Origin of the sequence: Mycolicibacterium baixiangningiae, assembly GCF_016313185.1 — a bacterium.
GTDB lineage: Bacteria > Actinomycetota > Actinomycetes > Mycobacteriales > Mycobacteriaceae > Mycobacterium > Mycobacterium baixiangningiae.
Window position 1 is genome coordinate 5,914,090 of the sequence record NZ_CP066218.1, and the last position, 21,407, is coordinate 5,935,496.

General features: G+C 65.6%; 24 protein-coding genes. 11 read left to right on the forward strand and 13 right to left on the reverse strand.

Annotation, left to right across the window (positions count from 1 at the left end; all coding sequences use genetic code 11):
• Positions 1-6: 6 nt before the first annotated feature.
• From I7X18_RS28130 to I7X18_RS28140, 3 genes are all read right to left on the reverse strand, one after another.
• A complete protein-coding gene (locus tag I7X18_RS28130; RefSeq protein WP_193045507.1) occupies positions 7-1,164 on the reverse strand; it encodes an alpha/beta hydrolase family protein in 1,158 nt (385 codons plus the stop codon).
• Positions 1,157-1,951: an SDR family NAD(P)-dependent oxidoreductase gene (locus tag I7X18_RS28135; RefSeq protein ID WP_193045506.1), complete on the reverse strand. Its 795-nt coding sequence runs from the start codon at positions 1,949-1,951 to the stop codon at positions 1,157-1,159. The genes I7X18_RS28130 and I7X18_RS28135 overlap by 8 nt, the downstream gene beginning before the upstream one ends.
• A 194-nt stretch (positions 1,952-2,145) precedes the next feature.
• The gene (locus I7X18_RS28140) at positions 2,146-3,102 is read right to left on the reverse strand and encodes an N-acyl homoserine lactonase family protein (RefSeq protein WP_226863299.1); all 957 of its coding nucleotides are present in this window, start codon (positions 3,100-3,102) and stop codon (positions 2,146-2,148) included.
• Between the two features lie 208 nt (positions 3,103-3,310).
• Here I7X18_RS28140 and I7X18_RS28145 point away from each other — a divergent pair, with 208 nt between their 5' ends.
• Positions 3,311-3,583, forward strand: coding sequence for an SDR family oxidoreductase (locus I7X18_RS28145; RefSeq protein ID WP_193045505.1), 273 nt, complete (start codon positions 3,311-3,313; stop codon positions 3,581-3,583).
• Positions 3,584-3,885: 302 nt separating this feature from the next.
• Positions 3,886-4,332 carry a cupin domain-containing protein gene (locus I7X18_RS28150; RefSeq protein ID WP_193045896.1) on the forward strand — a complete coding sequence of 149 codons (447 nt, stop codon included), beginning with the start codon at positions 3,886-3,888 and terminating at the stop codon, positions 4,330-4,332.
• 37 nt (positions 4,333-4,369) lie between these two features.
• On the opposite strand, the gene I7X18_RS28155 is transcribed toward I7X18_RS28150, so the two are convergent.
• The 3 genes from I7X18_RS28155 to I7X18_RS30195 form a co-directional block, all read right to left on the reverse strand.
• Positions 4,370-4,918, reverse strand: coding sequence for a hypothetical protein (locus tag I7X18_RS28155; protein ID WP_193045504.1), 549 nt, complete (start codon positions 4,916-4,918; stop codon positions 4,370-4,372).
• A gap of 56 nt (positions 4,919-4,974) precedes the next feature.
• Positions 4,975-5,949 (reverse strand): aldo/keto reductase, encoded by a 975-nt coding sequence (locus I7X18_RS28160; RefSeq protein ID WP_193045503.1) that lies wholly within the window; start codon positions 5,947-5,949, stop codon positions 4,975-4,977.
• A 202-nt stretch (positions 5,950-6,151) separates the two neighbouring features.
• Entirely contained in the window at positions 6,152-6,376 is a 225-nt protein-coding gene (locus I7X18_RS30195) for an SDR family NAD(P)-dependent oxidoreductase (RefSeq protein ID WP_193045502.1), read from the reverse strand.
• Positions 6,377-6,694: 318 nt separating this feature from the next.
• On the opposite strand from I7X18_RS30195, the gene I7X18_RS28170 reads away from it, so the two are divergent.
• Positions 6,695-7,261, forward strand: coding sequence for a dihydrofolate reductase family protein (locus I7X18_RS28170; RefSeq protein ID WP_193045501.1), 567 nt, complete (start codon positions 6,695-6,697; stop codon positions 7,259-7,261).
• Between the two features lie 455 nt (positions 7,262-7,716).
• Here I7X18_RS28170 and I7X18_RS28180 read toward each other — a convergent pair whose 3' ends face one another.
• Together I7X18_RS28180 and I7X18_RS28185 are read right to left on the reverse strand one after the other, a co-directional pair.
• Positions 7,717-8,550 (reverse strand): MOSC domain-containing protein, encoded by an 834-nt coding sequence (locus I7X18_RS28180; protein ID WP_193045500.1) that lies wholly within the window; start codon positions 8,548-8,550, stop codon positions 7,717-7,719.
• Between the two features lie 69 nt (positions 8,551-8,619).
• Complete coding sequence (locus tag I7X18_RS28185) at positions 8,620-10,089, reverse strand: UDP-N-acetylmuramoyl-L-alanyl-D-glutamate--2,6-diaminopimelate ligase (RefSeq protein ID WP_193045499.1); 1,470 nt, start codon at positions 10,087-10,089, stop codon at positions 8,620-8,622.
• Positions 10,090-10,266: 177 nt separating this feature from the next.
• Between I7X18_RS28185 and I7X18_RS28190 the strand changes: the two genes are divergently transcribed.
• Positions 10,267-11,898, forward strand: a complete 1,632-nt coding sequence (locus I7X18_RS28190) for an acetolactate synthase large subunit (protein WP_226863418.1) — start codon at positions 10,267-10,269, stop codon at positions 11,896-11,898.
• A 22-nt stretch (positions 11,899-11,920) separates the two neighbouring features.
• Here the strand turns inward: I7X18_RS28190 and I7X18_RS28195 are convergent, their stop codons facing one another.
• From I7X18_RS28195 to I7X18_RS28210, 4 genes are all read right to left on the reverse strand, one after another.
• Complete coding sequence (locus I7X18_RS28195; protein WP_193045497.1) at positions 11,921-12,754, reverse strand: NAD(P)H-binding protein; 834 nt, start codon at positions 12,752-12,754, stop codon at positions 11,921-11,923.
• 190 nt (positions 12,755-12,944) lie between these two features.
• Positions 12,945-13,172, reverse strand: coding sequence for a hypothetical protein (locus I7X18_RS28200; protein WP_193045496.1), 228 nt, complete (start codon positions 13,170-13,172; stop codon positions 12,945-12,947).
• Between the two features lie 301 nt (positions 13,173-13,473).
• The gene (locus I7X18_RS28205) at positions 13,474-13,911 is read right to left on the reverse strand and encodes a hypothetical protein (protein WP_193045495.1); all 438 of its coding nucleotides are present in this window, start codon (positions 13,909-13,911) and stop codon (positions 13,474-13,476) included.
• A gap of 54 nt (positions 13,912-13,965) precedes the next feature.
• On the reverse strand, positions 13,966-14,550 hold the full coding sequence (locus I7X18_RS28210; protein ID WP_193045494.1) for a TetR/AcrR family transcriptional regulator: 585 nt from the start codon (positions 14,548-14,550) through the stop codon (positions 13,966-13,968).
• Positions 14,551-14,638: 88 nt separating this feature from the next.
• Between I7X18_RS28210 and I7X18_RS28215 the strand changes: the two genes are divergently transcribed.
• The 5 genes from I7X18_RS28215 to I7X18_RS28235 all read left to right on the forward strand — a co-directional run bounded on the left by I7X18_RS28215 (position 14,639) and on the right by I7X18_RS28235 (position 18,771).
• A complete protein-coding gene (locus tag I7X18_RS28215) occupies positions 14,639-15,685 on the forward strand; it encodes an NAD(P)-dependent alcohol dehydrogenase (protein WP_198730497.1) in 1,047 nt (348 codons plus the stop codon).
• 187 nt (positions 15,686-15,872) lie between these two features.
• Complete coding sequence (locus tag I7X18_RS28220) at positions 15,873-16,628, forward strand: SDR family NAD(P)-dependent oxidoreductase (protein WP_193045493.1); 756 nt, start codon at positions 15,873-15,875, stop codon at positions 16,626-16,628.
• A gap of 53 nt (positions 16,629-16,681) precedes the next feature.
• Positions 16,682-17,650: an SDR family NAD(P)-dependent oxidoreductase gene (locus tag I7X18_RS28225; RefSeq protein ID WP_193045492.1), complete on the forward strand. Its 969-nt coding sequence runs from the start codon at positions 16,682-16,684 to the stop codon at positions 17,648-17,650.
• A complete protein-coding gene (locus I7X18_RS28230; RefSeq protein WP_232375355.1) occupies positions 17,647-18,318 on the forward strand; it encodes a TetR/AcrR family transcriptional regulator in 672 nt (223 codons plus the stop codon). The genes I7X18_RS28225 and I7X18_RS28230 overlap by 4 nt, the downstream gene beginning before the upstream one ends.
• A 60-nt stretch (positions 18,319-18,378) precedes the next feature.
• A complete protein-coding gene (locus I7X18_RS28235) occupies positions 18,379-18,771 on the forward strand; it encodes an ester cyclase (protein ID WP_193045491.1) in 393 nt (130 codons plus the stop codon).
• 107 nt (positions 18,772-18,878) lie between these two features.
• On the opposite strand, the gene I7X18_RS28240 is transcribed toward I7X18_RS28235, so the two are convergent.
• Positions 18,879-19,757, reverse strand: a complete 879-nt coding sequence (locus I7X18_RS28240; RefSeq protein ID WP_193045490.1) for an SDR family NAD(P)-dependent oxidoreductase — start codon at positions 19,755-19,757, stop codon at positions 18,879-18,881.
• 124 nt (positions 19,758-19,881) lie between these two features.
• Between I7X18_RS28240 and I7X18_RS28245 the strand changes: the two genes are divergently transcribed.
• Complete coding sequence (locus tag I7X18_RS28245) at positions 19,882-20,430, forward strand: TetR/AcrR family transcriptional regulator (RefSeq protein WP_193045489.1); 549 nt, start codon at positions 19,882-19,884, stop codon at positions 20,428-20,430.
• A 75-nt stretch (positions 20,431-20,505) separates the two neighbouring features.
• Positions 20,506-21,402, forward strand: coding sequence for an ATP-grasp fold amidoligase family protein (locus tag I7X18_RS28250; RefSeq protein WP_193045488.1), 897 nt, complete (start codon positions 20,506-20,508; stop codon positions 21,400-21,402).
• Positions 21,403-21,407: the final 5 nt, after the last annotated feature.

Genomic DNA, 21,407 nt, shown 5'->3' on the forward strand with positions numbered 1-21,407 from the left:
AACCCGTCAGCGCTGACAGGTATCGGTCGGTTGACCGCTGATGACCCTGCTCACGAAATCCTGTGCATCACGCAGTGACGCGCCGATGACACCACGGTGGTCCTGCCCCGGGTACACCCGGTAGTCCACGGCGACGGCCCTGCCGCACATGGCCTCGGCCAGTGCATCGACGCCGGGTTTGGCCACCGCGGTGTCCGCGGTGCCCTGGGCGATCATCACCGGAACCCGGGGGTGGAGGTGGGTCGGGTCCTGACGGTCGAGATGCTCACGAAACACCGTCAGATCTGCGTCGGGCGCGAAGACCTGCGCCGCCGGCACGGGGGGAACCTGCCGGATCTGGGCGAGGCATTCGGTGCGGGCAGCGGTCAGCAGCGGGCGGGCCTGGCCCGTGAAGACCTGCTCGGGGACGATGGCGGGCTCGACCACGGCTGATCCGAGCACGAGAAGCGGCAGAAATGCTTGGGTGGCAACGGCTTCCGGTCTCTCGGAACGCACGAATTCGACCGCCTCGCTCAGCCCCACACCGCCGGGGGCAATAGCCACCGCCCCCTTCAGATCGAGTTCGGGTGCGCGCTCTCCGGCGTCCTGCGCGGTGAACAAAGCAGCCTGTCCACCTTGACTGTGGCCGATGGCCACCCAGTCGGTGCCGATGCCGGGGTCCAGTTCGCGGGCCGCCGTCACGATGTCGGTGGTCGTGTTGGATTCGCTGGTGCCGTCGATGTAGGGATGCCCACCGGGGGTGCCCAGCCCCTGATAGTCGGTTTGGACGACGGCGAACCCGCGCTCCACCCAGGTGTCCAGGACGGGGGTGACCAGCCCGACGTAATCGTGAACGAGACCGTCGGCGGTATCCGCCGACGGGGCGCAGGTGTCGGCGTAGCCGGTGGTGCCGTGGGCCCAGCTGATCACCGGCCACCCGCCGTCGGGGGGCGGGGACTTCGGCACCGCCACGGTGCCCGACACCACGATGGGCTGACCGTGCGAGTCGTCCGAGACATAGGTGATCAGCCGGGTATCGGCGCTGGGCAGCGCAGCGGTGGTGGTCAGCGGCCGGGCGGTGAGCAACTGCCCGGGCTGCAGTCCAGGTTCGGCGGCCTTCGAGCACCCGGCCAGCAATGCCACTGTGGCCACTCCGACGAGCACGCGGCGGGCGCGCTCAGTCATGGAGCAGCGCACGTCGGCTCGACGCGATCGGACTCTGCGCGGTCAGGCCGCCGTCGAGCACCAGGGTCTGCCCGCTCATATAGCGGGACTCGTCGGAGGCCAGGTAGACCATCGCCCACGCGATGTCCTCGGGTTCGCCGATCAGATCCAGCGCGTTGTGGCTGCGAATGTCGGCGATCGTGTCGGCCGATAGGTTGTCGCGTAGCGCGGGTGTCATGATCGCGCCCGGGGCGATGGCGTTGCAGCGCACTCCATGTCGGCCATACTGGGTGGCGATGTACTGGGTGAGCCGGATGACCGCAGCCTTGGCCGCACCGTAGGCGCACTGAAGGGTGTCGCCCACCAGACCGGCGACCGACACGGTGTTGATGATCGACCCACCACCCGCGGCGATCATGTGTGGCAGCGCCAACCGGGAGGCGACGACGGTGCTGCGCGCGTTGAGCGTCATGGTGCGATCCCATTCGGCGAGGTCCAGGCGCAGCAGGTCGAGGTCCTTGCGCGGGTTGCTGCCGCCGACGTGGTTACACAGCACGTCGATGCCACCGAACTCCGTGACGGCGCGGTCGATCATGCGCGCCACCGAGCCCTCGTCCATGACGTCCACCGCCACCCCGACCGCCTTGTCGCCGATCTCGGCGGCCGCCGCGGCGGCCGCCGCCGCGTCCAGATCGGCGATGAGCACCCGGGCGCCTTCTGCGACCATCAGCTCGGCCGCAGCGCGACCGATGCCACTGGCCGCGCCCGTGATGACGATCCTCTTGTGCTCGAGACGGTTGCTCGACATAGCTCCCCCTTGTGAAGGGGTGATTGAAGCCTCGGACCTGTTGAGGATAGTCCCGACGCCGCGTGCACCTCTATCGATTCCAATTCATGTTTGGTACACCGGTGGGCGGCCTCGCTGCGGGCGCCCGGGCCAGCAACGACTCTCGGGAGCGTCGGCCGCCACTCCACATCACGCGTGGCGAGCTCCGCACCTGTTCACTCGAGTGCTTGGGGGGATTGTCTGATCATTGCGCTTTGTCGGGCGTCGTGGTTGATGAGGAGCGTCGCATTCTCGGTACGTACGACCTCATCGACTCTGTCCATGGAAACCCGAGACATGCCGTGGTCTGCGTTGAACGTCGGGACCCGCCGATGTCGAAAGTTGTCACAGAAGTGCGTGACATCGCCGCTGAGGACGAAAGAACCAGCACCTCGAAGTCGTACGAGAAGTGACTGATGGCCAGGCGTGTGTCCTGCTGTGTCGAGCACGATCGCCGATCCATCGCCGAAGACATCGTGGTCCCCGTCCAGCACAACGGTCTGATTGTCGGCCATGGTGGCGTACAAGTCCGGAAGGAATCCGTAGTCACCGAAGTCACTCCCGAACATTGCCGCGTGTTCTTCTCGTTGCACATACCAAGTGGCAGAGGGAAACAAGCGACTGTTCCCCACATGGTCGAAGTGGGCATGCGAGAAGGCGATGTGCGCAACGTCCGTCGGATCAACGCCGATTTCGTCGAGCTGATCACTGAGCCGGCGGGTGACCACCCCCCGCACGTCGTGGGCGAAGATCCGCCCCTCAGGAATGTCGATCAAACTTTCGTCGAGGCCGGTGTCCCACACCATCCAGTCGTCACCATGCCCAATGAGGTAGACGTTGTTGCTGAAGGTGGCCGGCTGACCGACGTTCACCCCGGGCGACCACTGTGAGATGTCGGTTACGTGAGCGGTCCCGCCGTCAAGCACGAACATCCGGTCGGCGAAGGCAGGGGGACGGGGGCTAGCGGTCGCGTTGGGTTGCTGGTCGAGGCCACATGCGGCGATCAGGACGGCGGCCGCGGAGGCTTTGAGACCCAATGAGCCCGCACGGCGCAGTGCCTCACGTCGAGAGAAGGTGCCGTCGCGCTGGGCGATGGCGATCTCCGTGACCATGAAGTGTTGCGCGCGTGTCATTCGTCATCCTGTCAGAATCGTGAACCGAGAATTTCGCCGTCAGGTGGGCGGGCAACTCCACGGGTGTCTTGCCTACGTCGAGGATTTCAATTCTCGGCCACCATTTCTACGAAAAGGGCTCCATAACAGGTCCTTTCGAGCCCAGGACTACGGCACCTGGGACTCACAGAACCAGGCGGACAGAGCGGCACTCTGAAACCATAGAGCGATGGCGGCATCACCATCGTCGGCGACCGGGTGGTCGTCGGCCGACGTGGCGGAGTTCGGCATCACGGTCAATGCGGTCGGACCTACCGCGTCGAAGACTCCGGGTGGACTGGCCGGCATCCCGCATATCGACGAGATCGCCCAGCTGCAGGCCATCAAGCGTCCCGGGACCGCCAAAGACATTGTTGGCACTGTGCTCTTCCTCGCCAGCGACTCCAGCGAGTTCGTCACCGGACAAGCCATCATGGCCGACAGTGGCCTCCACCGGCTCTGATCCGAGCATGCGTGGTCGCGGTATTGGCAGAGACCTGGTGCGTTCAAGCGGTTCCTGGCAGCGTGGCACGGCCGCATCGGTTATCAGCTTCAACGGGTCGGTCGGATCGAGGAATCCTATCCGGGGCTTGCGCCGATGCCGTGCACGCCAGCGGACTTTCGAATCTACCGAAAGACGTTGTGAACGAGTGCACCTGGCGCTCCCGCCGATACGCGGCGGCCGCGCAGATCATGTTGTACAGACACACTGGAGGCGATACGCCAGTGGTGAACCATCCATCCCCGATGAAAGCGATGAACCCGATGCCGGATCTTCCCGACTGGGCCCGACCACTCGACCTGTCCCCACATCCGGAGGGTGGCTGGTTCGCCGAAACGTGGCGCAGCGACCTGAGAGTCCCCCAGGCCGTGCTGCCACCCGACTACGCCGGTCCGCGCAGCGCCGGAACGGCGATTCTGTTTCTACTGATGCCCGGGCAACAGTCGGCATGGCACACCGTGCGTAGCCCCGAGCTGTGGTTCTACCATCGTGGCAGCCCGCTGATGCTCGATGTGGGCGTCGAAAGAGACTCGGCAACAACGCTTCTGCTCGGCCCTGATGTTGCTGCCGGCGAACAGCCGCAGGTCTTGGTCCCGCCTGGGCACTGGCAGCGTGCCCGGCCACGTGATGGTGAGCCGACGCTGGTCTCGTGCTTGGTCGTGCCGGGCTTCGACTTCGCCGATTTCACACTGCACGCCCCTCCCGATTGAGCGACGCGTCTCCTCGGGGCTTACTCGACGCGCCAGATCACCGAGCGCTCGGTGGATTCGGTGCCTGGCGGAAGGAACCGGCCGCGTTCGCAACGGATTCCTGTTTGGCGTAGAAGGCGATGAGTGCGAGCCACACGATAAGAAGCAGGGACGCTGGGGCGAGTGCTTGCCTAGGCAGTACATTGCCGACGAACGAATACCCGGCCAACCAGATGCCGGTGACAGCGCCGCTGATCCGGATTGGCCACCCCGCCGAATGTGCAGCACATGTGATGATCCACGTTCCGGCCAAGACGTGGCCTCCCAACCGCATAGGGCCGCTGAAGTCATCGGGGACTCCGTTGATGACCAGTACTCCGACCGTCACATCGATGGTGACCCAGCCGAATCCTGCTGCACGAGCCCAGGCAGGTGCTGGTAGTCGCGAGATAAGGCAGAGCATCGAAAGATGGAAGAAGACACCGAAATACTCCGCCCATCTGGCTCCGGGATCGGTGAGGAAAGAAGCAACTGGAGGGAGGAAGAGAAGAATCGGAATCAGTGCCAGCGTGCGCGTACTGACATGTTCTCGACTGGGATCAAGCACGCTGAGAAGTCCTTCCAATGAGTCGGTTGAGCACAGCGTTGCCGCCTTTCGCTCATTCAGTGCTCGATGATTGCCATGTCCCCCTCGCTGTGGCGTGCCCCGGCTGCTGGGGTGAGGTTGTTGAGTCGGTTGATGTGGTCTGCGGTGAGTTCGACGGTGTCGGCGCCGGCGTTCTCCTCGACCCGCGAGGTGCGTTTGGTGCCTGGAATGGGTGCGATGTCGTCGCCTTGAGCCAGCAGCCAGGCCAGGGCGATCTGTGCCGGTGTGGCGCCCACCCCTGCGGCGATGGACTCGACCTCATCAACGATACGTAGGTTTGCCTGGAAGTTCGCGTCCAGGAACCGGGGGTTGTTCTTACGCCAGTCGTCGTCGGCGAGGTCGGCGACGGTGCGAATAGCGCCGGTGAGGAAGCCGTGCCCCAGGGGTGAGTAGGGAACGAAACCGATCCCCAGTTCACGCAGCAACGGGAGGATCTGCGCCTCGGGATCGCGGGTCCACAACGAGTACTCGGTTTGCAACGCCGCCACTGGGTGCACCGCGTGGGCACGGCGGATGGTGTCGGTGCCGGCCTCCGACAGCCCGATATGTAAGACCTTGCCCTGGGTGACGAGTTGGGCCAGCGCTCCGACGGTGTCCTCGATGGGGGTGTTGGGGTCGACTCGGTGCTGATAGTAGAGATCGATGTGATCGGTGCCCAGGCGTCGCAGCGAACCCTCCACTGCGGCAATGATGTTGGCCGGTGTGCTGTCGAGCACGCCGGGTCCGCCACCGGAGTGGGAGATCACCCCGAACTTCGTGGCGATGACCACCTGGTCGCGACGGCCTTTGACGGCCCGTCCTACCAGTTCCTCATTGTGGAGGTATATCTCCGCGGTGTCGATGTGGGTCACGCCCAGGTCGAGCGCACGGTGGATGGTGCGAATCGATTCATTGTCGTCGACGCCGCCGCCGGTGGTGTATCCCCCGGCCATGGTCATAGCTCCCAGGCCGATGCGGGATACGTCGAGGGCACCTAGTCTGGCATGTTTCACTGTTTTCCCTTCTTGACGGCTTACCGACGAGTGAACCGACATGTTGGCCACAGTGGGAGGGTCTGTCGGTCCTAGTTATGGCGGAGCGCCGCCGCGCGATGGAGATCGCTACTACGATAATGCCGTGTCGCACAAGCGATCCGGTTCTCGCACCCACATCACAATGCAGAGTCTGTACAGCCATCATCGGTCTACCGATCGGTTATTCGCACACACAACTTGGCTGCTGTCGCTGATGTCGCAGTCGTACACCGCCACCTCGGCCCCGTTGGCCCCCAGAGTGGTGGCGGCCTGTGTCCAGCCGGTCTCGTCGCCGGCCGGCCAGAAGTACCCGTGCGCCCTGCGCAGCGAACTGCTTGGCCAGCGCGTAACCGATACCCGTCGCTGCGCCGGTGATCACTACTGTCTTGTCCGATACATCATCCATTGGACGTCAAACCTTCGTTGCCTGCGTGTTCACGTCTGCCTCAAGTGTTTTCACAGATCACCCCACGTGTGCGGCCGTCGAGTTCGCGGCCCGAGCTGGGCTCGGCGCAGCCCCAGACTCCCGGTGGGACGTTGCGCCTACGCGACGTCCTCCCGCAACACGGAGGAGCAGCCGTTGTTGGTTCCACAAGCAGGCGACTGCCCCGGCTGCGCTCCCGAAGTCGACACATCCGGGCGCGCTGGCGGCGATGAAGGGAGATTTGACGGTATCTCGTGTGGCGTCGCGATGAGTTCTGCCCGCTGGTGCAGTCTGATCTGCATGGGCAAACTCATCTATGGCTTCAACGTGTCGGTGGACGGATACATCGCCGACGCACAAGGCAACATCGACTGGTCCGATCCGAGCGAAGAACTGCACCAGTACTGGAACGACTTCGAGCGGGAGACCGCCCTGTCGATCTACGGGCGGCGGCTCTACGAACTGATGTCCGCGTACTGGCCGACCGCCGACAAGGCCCCGGACGCCACCCCTCTGATCATCGACTTCGCCCACATCTGGCGCGACATGCCCAAGGTCGTGTTCTCGCGCACCCTGGAGTCCGTCGACTGGAACTCCCGCCTGGAACGCGGCGACCCGGTCGAGGTGGTGACGAAGCTGAAAGCCGAAACCGACGGCAGGCTGGAGGTGGCCGGCGCGACGCTGGCCGCGCCGATCGTGCAGGCCGGACTGGTGGACGAATACCGGATCGTGGTCGCGCCCACTGCCGTGGGCGGCGGCACCCCGTTCTTCCCGACCCTGCCGTCATGGATCCCGCTGCGGCTGTCGGAGAACCGCACCTTCCCGTGCGGCACGGTCCTGCTGCGCTACGAGGCGAAACGCGACTGATCAGACGTATGCAGCCAGGCGAGCTGCGGATGCGCTACCGAGAGACACGACCGAGCGGCACATCGTTGCGACTCACCCCGCGCAGCGTGTCCGACGGGGATTCGCCGTACCGGTCGCGGTACTGGTTGGCGAAACGACCGAGGTGAAAGAACCCCCGCCGGCGAGTGCGACTACGGATTCTTCACCCTGGTCGACGATCTCGAGAAGGTTCGCGGTCCTGTCGAGAACATTCCGCGCCTGGCCTCGGATGCGGGGCGAGACCCCAACGAGGTCAACCTGATCGGGACTGTCGCCGTCGTGGTCGGCGAGTCCGCAACGGCCGCCGAGGACCGGTTCGCCGAGCTGCGCGATTCCATTGACATGGATGCAGCTCGCGCGTGGGCGAAGAACTTCATCGGCCGCAGCGGCACCTATCAGGACACTCACGGCGGTGCTGAGCTCCGTCGCCGCAGGACTCATTCCGGATGGAGTTCCACCGCCGCTCCGACGCTGATGGTGCCCTCAGTGACCACCTCGACGTACGCCCCGGCGCACGGCAGCCGTCCCAGGCCGAAGGATTCGACGCGGTTCTCAGCTGTCGGAGTGCGAAGGGCATGCGGTGCGCGGCCGAGGTCGCCCTGCTCGAGGGTGGGTATCACGCACCGTGGCGTGGGGCCCATACCCTTGAGCTGCACGCTCCCGACGGTGAGGATGCGGTCAGTCCACTCGTTCTCGGCGTACGCGGGATAACCCGGGGGCGTCGAGATCACGATGTTGGGTCGGTAACGCTCTGCCTCGGTGCCGATACGTTCGAGCGTCGCGGTGGTGATCACGTGCAGCGGGGCCAGATCGACGAAGGAGTCGCCCGGCGTCCCCTCGGCCAACTCCAGCAGTGGAGCATCGACGTCGGCGTCCAGGCCCTGCTCGAGAACCTGCTCGGGATCGGCGCGCTCCACGCTCGCGCCCTGTGGCCGGTGGTCGGCCACGCGAACGGGTCGCGACAGCAGATTCGAGAGCAGATCCTCGACGCCGTCCTCGTCGGCCGCCACGTCGGTGCCGTCGGGCATGCGGATCCACACACGGCCGCCGTCGATCCTGGCGCTGCACTGCAGCAGTTGGCGCCACAGGCGCGCTTGTTTGGCGCTTGCCACCCTGCCGGTCTCCTGGTCGATCAACGCCACTCGGCGATCACCTTCGGCACCCCCGAAGCCGACCGGAAGCGCGGTGACGGTTTCCCCGAGCATCGACTTGACGGGATAACGGCGCAGGCTTCCCACGTGCATCTGGTGCTCGACGCTTCCGGCGGTCATATGCGAACGATAGTTGGCCGGCAGACCGAAGCGTCGCCAAGCTGGTGCCCCCAGCGGCTCCCACGGTGGTCAGCACCCGTTCGCGGCCGCGATGACGTGGTGGAGATGGGCGTGGTCGCTGAAGTGCGACTCGTGGCGGCCATAGCGTTGAACGCGGTCACTACCCCTGCCCGCCACCACCACGACATCCCCCGCGCGGGCAGTGGACACCGCCAATTCCAGGGCGCGGTGGCGATCGGGCTCTTCGAGTACGCGGGCGTGATTGGCGTGGCGGGCGCCGTCCAGGACGTCGGCGCGCAGAGCCGCCGGGTCCTCGTCTCCTGGGCTTTCATCGGTGACGATGACGACGTCCGCGTAGGTGGCGGCGACCTGGCCCAGCGGCCTGTGTTTACTTCGATCGCGGCCACCGGTGGCGCCGATGACCAGAATCAGTCGGCCTGTGGCCATGGACCTCAGGTACGGCAACAGCGCGTGTTGGCCTGCGGTGTTGTGCATGTAGTCGACGATCGCGGTGAAGGGTTGCCCGGCGTGCACGGGTTCGCACCGGCCCGGGACGCCCGTCAGCGTCGAGATCCCGTCGGCGGCGGCGGCGAGGTCGACGCCGTCTGCGATCACGCTCGTCAAAGCCAGTATCGCGTTGGCTATCTGGTGGGGACCCAGTGTCTGTAAACGCACGCGCGCGGTGCCGTGGGGAGTGTGTGCGGTGAAGGTACTCCCCGCTTCGCTGCACGTGATGCTGTCGGCGTACACATCGGCCCCCGGGCTCATGGTCGAGCACGTCCAGGTGGTGGGTGTGGTGTTGGCGGCCAGGCGTGCTCCGTGGGCGTCGTCGATGTTGATCACCGCAAGCTGTGTGCGGTCGGCGCCGAACATGGTCGCCTTGGTCGCGTAGTAGGACTCCATGGTCCCGTGGTAATCGAGGTGGTCGTGGCTGAGATTGGTGAAGGCCATCGCTCTGAAGCCGGTGCCGTCCACTCGATGCTGGTGCACCGCGTGTGACGAGACTTCCATGGCGCAGGCGGTGACACCTTGTCGATGGAAGTGAGCCAGGGTGCGCTGCAACGTGGCAGCTTCCGGTGTCGTGCGGACCGGAACCACATCCCAGTTCGGTCCTCGGATGCGGACGCCGGAAATCAACCCGGTGGCTTCGCCTGCAGCGGCCAGGCCGGCGTCGATGAAGTGGGCGGTGCTGGTCTTCCCGTTGGTGCCGGTCACCCCGAAGACCCGGACCTCCTTCGATGGGACGCGATGAAACCAGGCGGCCAAGGGCCCGACCACCGCCCGGGGGTCGGCGACCACCACGGTCGGTAGCACCGCGGACGGCCGATCGCTCACGGCCACGACCGCCCCGGCCGCAGCCGCCTGATCTTGAAAATCAAGCCCGTGCCAGCGCCGTCCCGGCAGGGCGACGTACGCATCTCCCGGACAGAGCGTCCGCGAATCATCCACCAGATCACGCAGTAACGCCCCGCCGACGTCGGCCGATCCGATCACCGGCGCATGGAGGAACGCAGCGACCTCCGCCACGGTCACCGCCATACCGGAACCACCACCTGTCCCAGACGCTCCTGCCCGCGCGGTGTACTCGACCACGCCGGCCGGCATGCTCTCCGTCGAGTCATTACCCGCGTGGGTTTCCCTCAATCTGCCAGTTCGTGACATCTGGTGCTGTGGTTAGCTCGGGTGGTGTCCGAGGTCAGTCGCACCACCGCCGAGTTGATCGTCGAATGTCTTGAGAACGAGGGCGTCACGCACGTGTTCGGCATCCCCGGAGAGGAGAACATCCGGTTGGTCGACGCCCTGTCGAGATCCTCGATCAACTATGTCCTCACCCGCCATGAGCAGGGCGCGTCGTTCATGGCCGAGGTCTACGGCCGGTTGACCGGGAAGGCCGGCGTGTGCTCGGCAACCCTGGGTCCCGGCGCGATCAATCTGCTACTCGGCGTCGCCGATGCCACCACCAATTCGACTCCGCTGCTGGCGCTTTCGGCGCAGGTGGGGATGCGGCGCAACTACAAGGAATCACATCAGAGTGTTGACCTGGTGTCGATGTTCGCACCCGTCACCAAGTGGTCGGCTCTGGTCGCCACCCCGGGGTCGGTACCGGAGATGGTCCGCAAGGCGTTCAAGCTCGCACAGACCGAACGGCCCGGAGCGGTCTACCTCGCGGTGCCCGAGGACGTCGAGGCCGCCGACGCTCCCGAGGACGCCACCCCGCTGCGCATCAACGTGCCGCGACCGGACGACCCGTCGGCGGCGCAAATCGCGCGGGCCGCCGACATTCTGCAGTCGGCACGCAATCCCGTCCTGCTCGCCGGCCACGGCGCGGCGCGCAGCGACGCCTCGGCGGCGGTTCGGCGGTTCGCCGAGTCCCTCGGCATGCCGGTCGCCACGACGTTCCACGGCAAGGGCGTCATGCCCGACGACCATCCCCTGGCCCTCGGGGCCGTCGGCTTCATGCGCCACGACTACGTCAACTTCGGCTTCGATCAGGCCGACGTCATCGTCGCCGCCGGCTACGAACTGCAGGAGTTCGATCCCGTCCGCATCAACCCGCGGGGTGACACCAAGATCATCCACGTGCACCGGTTCCCGGCCGAGGTCGACGTCCACTACGACGTCGCCGTGGGGTTGCACGCCGACATCGGGCGGTGCCTCGACGCCCTGGCCGCCGCGGTGGGTCGCGACGAGCCGTATTCGGTTGGCCAGGAACGGATTCGAGGGCTACTCGCCGACGAACTCGACACCGGCCGTACCGACGACAGCTTCCCCTTGGCGCCCGCGCGCATCGTCGCGGACACCCGCGCGGCCCTGGCCCGCGACGACATCGTGCTGGTCGACACCGGCGCGTTGAAGATGTGGATGGCCAGGCTCTATCCGACGTTCGAACCGAACACCTGCCTCATCTCCAACGGGCTCTCGACGATGGCGTGGACGCTCCCAGGCGCGATCGCCGCGAAGATCGCCAGACCGTCGGCCAAGATCCTCGTCGCCACCGGCGACGGGTCGTTCCTGATGAACTCGCAAGAGATCGAGACCGCACTGCGCGTCGGCACGCCTATCGTCATCCTCATCTGGGTGGACGACGCGTACGGACTGATCAGCTGGAAGATGGATCTGGAGATCGGCCACAACGTCGACACCCGCTTCGGCAACCCCGATTTCGTCTCTTACGCAGAGAGTTTCGGCGCAAGGGGATATCGCATCTCATCGGCCGACGAGCTGCTGCCCACCCTGAGGGAGGCACTGGCCGCCGACACGGTGAGCGTCATCGCCTGCCCCGTCGACTACAGCGCGAACAGTGCCCTGATCGCCTCACTGGGCGATCTGGACGAATCCTGGTCGTAGCGCGACTGTTGCCGGTCGGGCATCACCCCCACGCTCCGGTCGCCGCAGTCCGCACGACGTAGTCCTCGAAGGTCCGGGGTGGCCGTCCCAGCACCGTCGCGACGCCGTCGGTCGTCGTGGCGATCAGCCCGCGTTCCATCAGCACGTACATGTCCGTGAGGTGATGTGCGTCCTGCTGGCTCATGCCGTCTTCGACCAGCGCAGCGGTGTACTCAGCGGGCGAGACTCGCTTGTAGGTGATGGGCCGGCCGGTTGCCCGGGCGATCAGGTCGACGGCCTCGGCGAAGGTGATCGCGCGCGGCCCGGTCAGCTCGTAGGTCTGGCCCGCATGCTGTCCGGGCTCGGTCAGCACCTTGGCTGCCACGTCGGCGACGTCCTCGATGTCGATGAACGGCTCGGGGACGTCGCCGGCGGGAAGCGCCAATTCGCCCGCGACGACCGGGGCGTGGAACCGTTCTTCGTCAAAGTTCTGGTCGAAGTTGTTGGACCGCAAGATGGTCCACTCCAACGTCGAGGCGCGCACGGCGTCCTCGGCGTCGCGCATGTCGAGGCCGAAGGTGGAGTCGCCGTAGGTGTCGGCGCCGCGTCCGGACAGCAAGGCCAGGCGAGTCACTCCCGCCGCTTGGGCGCGGGCCACGAAGTCGTGCACCGGCCCCGGCACTGGCGGGGGTACGACGTAGGCGGCCGTGACTCCGCGCAGGGCTTCATTCCAGGTATCGGGGGCCGACCAGTCGAACAGGGTCTGGCTGGACCGGGACGCCGCACGCACGGGTGTGCCACGCAGTCGCAAGCGGGCAGCGACCCGCCGGCCAGTCTTGCCGGTGGCCCCGAGGACGAGCGTGATGTCGTTGCTCATGACATCGATTGAACGCGGCTGCATTGGACACCTCCATGGGTGAATGGCCGAATTGCATGTCTCATCGTCCAGCTCAGAGGGGAATGGTCCTCAAGCCTTTCGACTCGCCACCTCCGCGGCCTTGGACGGAACGTGCCGCTGAAAGCATGAAGGGCCCGCAGCGCGGGCGCCCCTCTGTCATGCCTGCCGATCAGTTGCGCACGGTCGTGTCGACGTGCGGCACCTTCACGTGCGGGAAAAGCTGGTCGATCCAGGGGTAATTACGGTGGTCGCGCCCGTACCCGTGGTGATAGCCGTAGTCATGGTCATGCCCACCGACTCCGAACCCATTCCCGTCGGCCTGCGCCGGACCGGCAAAGCCAATCACGGCTGCAGATAACGCGCCGGCGACAATGCCTACCAATCCGATCTTCTTCATCGATCTCGCCTCTTCTGTCTCTCTACGACTCCGTCGACGGGCAGAACTCCCGCAACTCCCTTTCAAACAGGCGTTACCGCTGATTGATTCCCAACGATGAGCGGTCTCCGGGAGTACCAGGAGACAGTAGGAGACAGTAGGAGGCAGTAGGAGATCCGCACCGGGACTCGCTCCTATGATGTTGTCCCGCAGATTCGTCCAGCGCCGATGCGCCGCAGGGGTCAGATTCGTATCCCGCAAGCCCGCCCTTGCAACGCGCTCGCCGAGGCCCGTGCCGGTCGTGACCCGCGGCAGCAAAAGCTCACGCCGTTATCCGCATTTCGGCACCCGGGTGCGAGCTGAGCGCGACGACCACCGTGCCGCTTCCGGTCTCGAACGTGGTGTTGGCATAGCCGATGAAACCGTAGTGCCCGTCAATCGTCGACACCGCGGTGATGTCACTGCTCCCTGAGCCGCCGGTGTCGAGATTCGCCCACGCCGCGGTCACGGTGAGCACGCAGGAACCGTCGTAGATGCCGGCGTCGTAGTGGATCGCCACGCGGACACCATTGTCGACGCGGTCATCGACCTGTACCGGCGTCACCTGGGCCTCGGCGCTGACGCTGCCGGCACACGTCGAGGACGCCACCACCGGAACTCGACCCAGTTGCGCGAAGCCCTCCGCGTGGGCCGCTGCCGCCCACACCCACGGCGCAGCCAGCGCGACGGCGAGCGCTCCGGCAGCACGCAACGGGGTCATGCCCTTGTTATCGACGGCCGCGAGTGCGGCGTTAGCACCTCAGGAGTCATTCCCCTACGCCGGCCGGACGAACGCCTGGCGCACGGCGGTGGCCAGTGCGGCGCGGCGCCGATCGTGGATGGCATCAGCCTCGTCCGCCGACGCGGCGATCTGAAGGGACGCCGGAGACCAGCTCAGCGCCATGGCGGTGATCATCGACAGGATGTCGGCCGGATCGATCGCGGGGTCGACGCGGCCTGCGGTTTGTGCCGCGGCGATCGCGGAGATTCTGCCGGCATCCGGGTTGCCAGGCCGCAGGTCACCAGATGGGTTGCGCTCCAGGCGCATCCATGCGGCCAGCCGGACCAACTCCGGCCGTCGCAAGGACACGTCGTAGAGCGCGACCGCGTAACCCGGTAGATCGCGCTCGTCGAGGTGCACTTCGGCGATCAGCCACTCGATGTGGACGGAGAACACCTCGTCGAAGAGGCGCTCTTTGCTGCCGAAGTACTGGTAGAGCTGCGCCTTGTTGGACCGCGCCGTCGCAACGATGCGGTCCACCCGGGCACCGGCGATACCGCGTTCGGCGAACTCGGCCGCGGCGGCCTCCAGTAGACGTTGGCGGGTGACCTCACCGCGGCGGGTGGGCGCAGCAGGCATACCCGAGATTCTAAACAGACTGGTTGGTCTAGTCGATCAGGACGCGCTACGCTAAACAGACTAGTTGGTTTACTTACAAGGAGTAGTCATGCCGCGACGAGTACGAGGGATGGCCGCCAGCGGCCAGGCTCAACCGCTCCACGAGTGGGAGTTCGACCGCCGGGACCTGCGCCCCGACGATGTGGCGGTCAGCATCGACTTCTGCGGCGTGTGCCACAGCGATCTGCACGCCTGGCACGGCGAGCCCAGCTACGGCGGCGCCACTTTCCCGCTGGTGCCCGGCCACGAATTCGTCGGCACCGTCGCGGAGGTGGGTAGTGCGGTGACGGACTTCGCGGTGGGCGACAAGGTCGCGGTGGGCAACATCGTCGACTCCTGCCGGGTGTGCCAGATGTGCACCGCCGGGCACGAGCAGCTCTGCGTCGAGGTCGCCACTCTGACCTACGGAGGGGCCGACCGTCGTGACGGCTTGCCCACCTATGGCGGCTACTCCACCGAATATGTGGTGACCGAGGCGTTCGTGTACCACCTGCCCGACGGGCTGGATCCGGCCGGCGCTGCGCCGCTGATGTGTGCAGGCGTCACTGTGTGGGAACCGCTGGCGCAGTGGAAGATCGGCCCTGGCATGACGGTCGGTGTCGTCGGCCTGGGCGGGTTGGGCCACCTCGCCGTCAAGCTCGCCCACGCCCTGGGGGCCGACGTCCACCTCTTCACCACGTCGCCGGCCAAGTCCGAGGTGGCACAGGCCCTGGGCGCGACGAACGTCGTGGTGTCCACCGACGCCGCCCAGATGGCCGACGCGCGCGGCCGGTATGACTTCATCCTCGACACGGTCCCTGTGGCCCACGACATCTCGAGTCACCTCGCCACCGTGCGGCCGGGCGGCACGCTGTGCCAAGTGGGGGCTCTCGATGCCGTCACCTTCGAACCGATGGCGCTGCTGGGACGCAGTGTGGCGATGTCCGGCAGCGGCGGCCGGCCCGGCACCCGTCAGATGCTGGAATTCTGCGCAGCACACGGCATCACCGCGGATGTGGAGGTGCTCCCGGCGAACGCGGTCAACGACGCCCTGGCCCGGCTGGAACGCAACGACGTGCGATTCCGGTTCAGCCTCGACATGACCACCATGCGCTGACCCCCGGGTTGGGCCGACGGTGGGCCGAGAACGCCTCGATCGGTCGCTTCGGCGGACCGATGAACCCGCATGCCCTCTGGTGGCGGCAACCCGAGAAGTAGCCGGGGCGCACAGACTCTGCTACTTTCACTACCGTGCGTTACGATAACGCTCGGTACGAATTCGATCCGCCGTGAAAGGGTTCCAGATGTCGGACGCATTGAAGGGCAAGGTAGCGCTGATCACGGGAGGTTCTCGTGGCCTCGGCGCCACGATCGCGGTGGCACTGGCCGAACTGGGCGCCGACATTGCGATCAGCTACGTCTCGTCGGCAGACAAGGCGGAAGCAGTGGTTGGTGAAGTCGAGGCGGCCGGCGTGGGCGGCCTTGCCATCAGAAGTGACCAGGCCGACCCGTCGTCGGCCGAATCCCTGATCGACGCGGTCATCGCCCACTTCGGCAGGCTCGACATCCTCGTCAACAATGCGGCTATCACCGTTCAGGGCCAACTGGTCGATGATCCGGAACTCAACACCACGGACTTGGACCATCAATGGGCGACCAACGTGCTGGGCGTGGTGGCCACCACACGAGCCGCGGCGCGCAAACTCTCCGACAACGGCCGCATCGTCTTCATCGGCTCGGCCATCGCCAGTCGAGTGGCCTTCTCCGGGGTGGCCGATTACGCGGGTACCAAAGCGGCCATCGCGGGATATGCCAAAGGCGTTGCGCGTGATCTCGGCCCGCGCAACATCACGGTGAACGTCGTGCAGCCAGGTGTCATGCCGACGGACATGGCAGCCGCAGCAGCCCACAACGTTCCGGAATCGATGATGGACTTTCACGCGATCCGGCGGATCGCCACGCTCGAAGAGGTCGCGGCGACGGTCGCCTTCCTCGCAGGACCGCACGCTGATTACATCAGCGGCAGCGTTCTGGACATAGCCGGTGGCTTCCACATCTGAGACATCGGATGGATCGAAATGACACCCCCCGCAAGCGAAATGAAAGACAAGCGATGATCACGAAGTTTGGTTCGAAGTCGACTGCCGACGACGTGCTTTCCAACGTCGACCTCAAAGGCAAACGCTTTCTCGTCACCGGCGCATCGTCCGGTATTGGACTCGAGACGGCAGGCGCGCTGGTCGCCCGAGGTGCTCACGTCGTCGGCACAGCCAGGAATATCGCGAAGGCGAAGACGGCCACCGCATCGGTTCTCGACATCGCACCTAGCGGCAGCGGAGGGCTGGACTGGATCGAGCTGGATCTGGCATCACTGCACAGCGTCCGCGCCGCCGCCGACACATTGTTGGCCGACGGCAGACCGTTTGATGCCATCATCGCCAACGCCGGTGTCATGGCCACTCCGTTCGGGCGGACCGCCGATGGCTTCGAAACCCAGTTCGGCACCAACCATCTCGGGCACTTCGCGCTCGTGACCCGACTCGAGCCCCTGCTGGTCGACAACGGGCGCCTGGTGGTGCTGTCCTCGCAGGCTCACCGCGTCTCCGACATCGACCTGGAAGACCTGAACTTCGAGAACCAGGAATACGACCCCATGGTCGCCTACGGCCGATCCAAGACCGCCAACACTCTCTTCGCCGTCGAATTCGATCGGCGCCACCGTGAACGTGGCATCCGAGCCGCCGCCGTGATGCCCGGCAACAGCCTCACCGACCTCCCCCGGCACTTCCCCCCGGAGGATCTACAGAACCTCTTCAGCACCGCCGGTAAGGCCCGAGCCGACGCCGGCCTCCCACCGGGGGAACTGAAGGAGATCTCGCAGGCGGCGGCCACATCGGTCTGGGCCGCAGTCGTCGCTGACAAAGACGAGATCGGCGGACACTACCTCGAAGACTGCGCCGTCGCACCGGCCGATGACATCCCCAATCCGTTTGCCGACGGTGTGCGCTCCTATGCGCTCGACGCCGAGCGCGCCAAACAGCTGTGGGAGAAGAGCGAGAAACTGATCACCACAGTGCCGTGAAGACCTCGGCGCGGACCTGGTCGCGGACGCAGGAGCTGGTAGCATTCGGTAATGGCCATTATGGAAACAGGTCAGAGGCTCTGATGGGGCGCCATCGCGAATTCGACGTGGACGAAGCGCTCGACGCGGCGCTGCGCGTCTTCTGGCAAAAGGGCTACGAGGGTGCCTCCTACACTGACCTGACCAAGGCCGCCGGCGTCGAAAGGCCCGCCCTCTACTCTGCTTTCGGCAACAAGGAAGCGTTGTTCCGCCGGGCCCTGGAACGCTACTACGAGAAGTACATGGACTACATCCCGGAAGCTCTGGCAATGCCGACAGCGCGAGAGGTGGCCGCCCACTTCCTGTTCAGCGCAATCGCGCTCAACACGCGGTACCCAGATCACATGGGATGTCTGGGCATCAATGGTGTGCTTGCGGGCTCGGATGGCGCGGAACCGGTGCGACAAGCGTTGATCGATGCCCGCGCCGGCGGTGAGGCGCAGCTCCGTGACCGCTTTGAACGGGCCAAGACCGAGGGCGATCTACCAGCGACGGCCGATCCCGAGGCGCTTGCGGCATTCATCCTGGCGGTCGGTCACGGCATAGCGGTCCAGGCCAAGGCCGGTTTCTGCCGCGCTAAGTTGGAAGCTGTTGCGGAGCAAGCGCTTTCCACGTTCCCGACCGCATGACGGCCCCAACACACGTGGTCCGGGGGCCATTACCCCTGCTCGGAGCAAGAGAGGTAAGTCATGTCTGACATCGATCTACGCGAGTTCTACCGCCGCTATATCGAGGCGCTCAACGCCCACGAGTTCGACCGGATGGACGAGTTCATCCACGATCAGACCATCCACCACGGCCATCCGGGTACCCGGGATGATGTCATCGCCGACCTCAACGGCATCGTCGATGCAGTCCCCGATTTTCACTGGGAAGTACTGGAATTGGTGATCAATGGCGATCGCCTGGCTGTGCGCGCCACTAATACGGGCACGTCCGTCAAGGAGTGGCTCGGTGTGGCGCCCAACGGGAAGTCGTTCGAGATCGTCGAATACGCGCTTTACGAGGTACGCGACGGGCGGTTTTTCCAGATGTCGAACGTGCACGACGCCGAGGATCTCAGGAAGCAGTTGAGCACCTGAGTCGATGGGGCGGCCGATCTGACTGCGTGGCTTGCCTTGTGGGGATGTCGAGGTGGGCGATCAGGTGCGCCCGGCCGCATAGTTGAGACCGCGAGCGGATCGCCGGTTCACCTGTCGCCAGCGGGTTGCAGCTCCGAGGGGAAGTCGACGGGATAGTCTTCGGCGAAGTCGGCGGACCTGCCGACGGCAGCCCACTTGCGATCCTCGGCGAGGAGGAATTCGTCCTGACGTATCGAGCCTTCGACGGCGTTCACGCCAAGGGGCAGGTGGTAGGGCAGGTCAGAGCGCCGTGACAAACGGACCAGAATGTCCGCGGCGCGGGCCGGATCGCCAGCGGTGATGGCATCGCTTCTGCGGACGGTTCGCATCGCACCGACGGTGTCCGCATAGCAGTCGGGGATGTCGGCGACGTCCATGGACGACCCGGCCCAGTCGGTGGCGAATCCGCTCGGTTCGACGACGAGAACTTTGACGCCGAACGGTGCCGTCTCGGTCTGTAGGACGCGGGAGAAACCGTCGATGGCGAACTTCGCGGCCTGATAGGAGGCGATGCCCGCCGAACCACCAACCCGCCCGCCCATGGACGAGAACTGGATGATCACGCCGCCGCCCTGTTCTCGCAGCACGGGGATGGCGGCCTTCGATACGTTGTAGACGCCCCAGAAGTTCGTCTCGAACTGCGCGCGGAAGTCCCCGTCGTCAACGGTCTCGATCGGCGCGACGTTGGCGTACCCGGCGTTGTTGACCACGACGTCTATCCGGCCGAACCGCTTCCGCGCCGCCGCGATCGCCGCGATCGCCGCATCGGCGTCGGTCACGTCAAGGTTCAGCGGCAGGATGCGATCCCCGTAGCTGTCGACCAGCGCGGCCAGTTGTTCGGGACGCCGCGCGGTCGCGGCCACCGCGTCACCGGCGTCGAGCGCAGCCTCGACCAGTTCGCGTCCGAAGCCGCGTGCCGAGCCCGTGACAAACCAAACCTTGCTCATGTTCTCCTCCGATTCGAGCATGGCGACCCTCGCCTATCTGATAGATACACTCTCAGATATGGTGAACTCGTCGGTGCAGGAGTTCATTCCCGCGGTGACGTGATCGAAAAGTGTGAGGAGCTAGGTGCGTCGTGACGCTACGAACAACCGCGAACGGATCGTCGCTGCAGCCGAAGAGGTGTTCGCCGAACGTGGGCCTGCCGGCACGCTCGAAGATGTCGCCAACGCGGCCGGCGTGGGACCCGCGACGCTGTACCGCCGTTTCGCCAACAAGGACGCGCTGGTCGAAGAAGTCCTCACCGGATTCTTTCAACGATTGATCGACGCCGCCGAGGCCGCCATGGCGGGGCCCCCTGACGCTGGCGTCGAGGTTTTCCTGCGGACAGTCGGAGTGGAACTCGCCGAAAAGAGGGGCCTTTCTGCGCCGATCTGGGGAGAACTCGCACCTGGACTGCTAGTCGAACGGTTGCGTGGGCTGTGCGCCAAGCTGCTCATACGCGCTCAAGGAGCAGGCTCGGTGAGCGAGGATGTCACCCCCGACGACATCGCGGCTGCCGTCTGGGCACTGCGCGGGGTCATTCATTCCGAGCGGACTGACCCGAGCCGACACGGCCGCGACCTGTGGCAGCGCCATCTGGAGACGATTCTGCGGGGCTTCCGCAACGCGTCGTGAATCAACGCGATCCGACACGTTGCCGTCGGCCCGCCCAGCCATCAAGCCGAAGTGGGCAGACCGTAGCCTGAGCCGGTGCAACCCACCGACGTTCCCTGGCGCGAACGCAGCAGCATCGTGCGCGCGGTGCGGCTCTGGCGAACGCGCAATCCCCGCACGTTCCGCGAGAAGGTGCGCTACAAGATGCTGCACGACCACCGCCCGCTGGTCGTGACGTTCGCCGACAAGGCGGCGGTGCGCGACTACGTGGCGACAGTGGTTGGCGGCCAATACCTTCCGTACGAGTACGCAGTGGTCGGCGACCCTCAAGCCCTGTACGACGTGAGCCTGCCGGACGCCTACGTGGTCAAGCCGACCCACGGAAGTGGAGCGGCCATCGTCGTCTCCGGCCGTGCACCGTCTGAGGCGCGCCTACCGAAGGAGCCGGGCAACTGGAGTTACCAACACGTCCGGCCTGAATTCGCCTCTCGCGAGGACGTCGTCCGAATCGCCCAGGGATGGGTGGCCCAACTCTACGGCCAGGGACCGAACAGAGAATGGGTGTACGGGCAGATGCCGCGGCAAGTCATCGTCGAGGAACTGCTCGCCGGCGAAGACGGGGCGATCCCCGACGACTACAAGTTCTTCGTCTTCCATGGCAACTGCGCCTACGTGCAGGTCGACGCCGGACGGTTCGACCGGAGAACGCAGGACTTCTTCCGACCCGACTGGGAACACGTCCCGCTCAGCGGCGGGCCCCCCTGGGCAGACCCCAGACCGGAGAAGCCCGCTCGACTGAGTGAGATGATCGAGGTTGCCGAACGGCTCGGCGTCGGCACCGACTTCGTTCGCGTCGACCTGTACAGCATCGACGGACGCATCGTCTTCGGCGAGCTGACCAGCTTCCCCGCTGGAGGTGACAGCCACTTCGATCCCGAGTACTTCAACGACGAGTTCGGTGCGCATTGGACCGTACCTCGGCGATACCGGTAACGGGC

Bases quoted from the DNA above. Each gene is read 5' to 3' on its own strand.
- I7X18_RS28130 (WP_193045507.1), bottom strand. From the start codon at position 1,164: ATGACTGAGCGCGCCCGCCGCGTGCTCGTCGGAGTGGCCACAGTGGCA.
- I7X18_RS28135 (WP_193045506.1), bottom strand. From the start codon at position 1,951: ATGTCGAGCAACCGTCTCGAGCACAAGAGGATCGTCATCACGGGCGCG.
- I7X18_RS28140 (WP_226863299.1), bottom strand. From the start codon at position 3,102: ATGACACGCGCGCAACACTTCATGGTCACGGAGATCGCCATCGCCCAG.
- I7X18_RS28145 (WP_193045505.1), top strand. From the start codon at position 3,311: ATGGCGGCATCACCATCGTCGGCGACCGGGTGGTCGTCGGCCGACGTG.
- I7X18_RS28150 (WP_193045896.1), top strand. From the start codon at position 3,886: ATGCCGGATCTTCCCGACTGGGCCCGACCACTCGACCTGTCCCCACAT.
- I7X18_RS30195 (WP_193045502.1), bottom strand. From the start codon at position 6,376: ATGGATGATGTATCGGACAAGACAGTAGTGATCACCGGCGCAGCGACG.
- I7X18_RS28170 (WP_193045501.1), top strand. From the start codon at position 6,695: ATGGGCAAACTCATCTATGGCTTCAACGTGTCGGTGGACGGATACATC.
- I7X18_RS28180 (WP_193045500.1), bottom strand. From the start codon at position 8,550: ATGACCGCCGGAAGCGTCGAGCACCAGATGCACGTGGGAAGCCTGCGC.
- I7X18_RS28185 (WP_193045499.1), bottom strand. From the start codon at position 10,089: ATGGCGGTGACCGTGGCGGAGGTCGCTGCGTTCCTCCATGCGCCGGTG.
- I7X18_RS28195 (WP_193045497.1), bottom strand. From the start codon at position 12,754: ATGAGCAACGACATCACGCTCGTCCTCGGGGCCACCGGCAAGACTGGC.
- I7X18_RS28200 (WP_193045496.1), bottom strand. From the start codon at position 13,172: ATGAAGAAGATCGGATTGGTAGGCATTGTCGCCGGCGCGTTATCTGCA.
- I7X18_RS28205 (WP_193045495.1), bottom strand. From the start codon at position 13,911: ATGACCCCGTTGCGTGCTGCCGGAGCGCTCGCCGTCGCGCTGGCTGCG.
- I7X18_RS28210 (WP_193045494.1), bottom strand. From the start codon at position 14,550: ATGCCTGCTGCGCCCACCCGCCGCGGTGAGGTCACCCGCCAACGTCTA.
- I7X18_RS28215 (WP_198730497.1), top strand. From the start codon at position 14,639: ATGCCGCGACGAGTACGAGGGATGGCCGCCAGCGGCCAGGCTCAACCG.
- I7X18_RS28220 (WP_193045493.1), top strand. From the start codon at position 15,873: ATGTCGGACGCATTGAAGGGCAAGGTAGCGCTGATCACGGGAGGTTCT.
- I7X18_RS28225 (WP_193045492.1), top strand. From the start codon at position 16,682: ATGATCACGAAGTTTGGTTCGAAGTCGACTGCCGACGACGTGCTTTCC.
- I7X18_RS28235 (WP_193045491.1), top strand. From the start codon at position 18,379: ATGTCTGACATCGATCTACGCGAGTTCTACCGCCGCTATATCGAGGCG.
- I7X18_RS28240 (WP_193045490.1), bottom strand. From the start codon at position 19,757: ATGAGCAAGGTTTGGTTTGTCACGGGCTCGGCACGCGGCTTCGGACGC.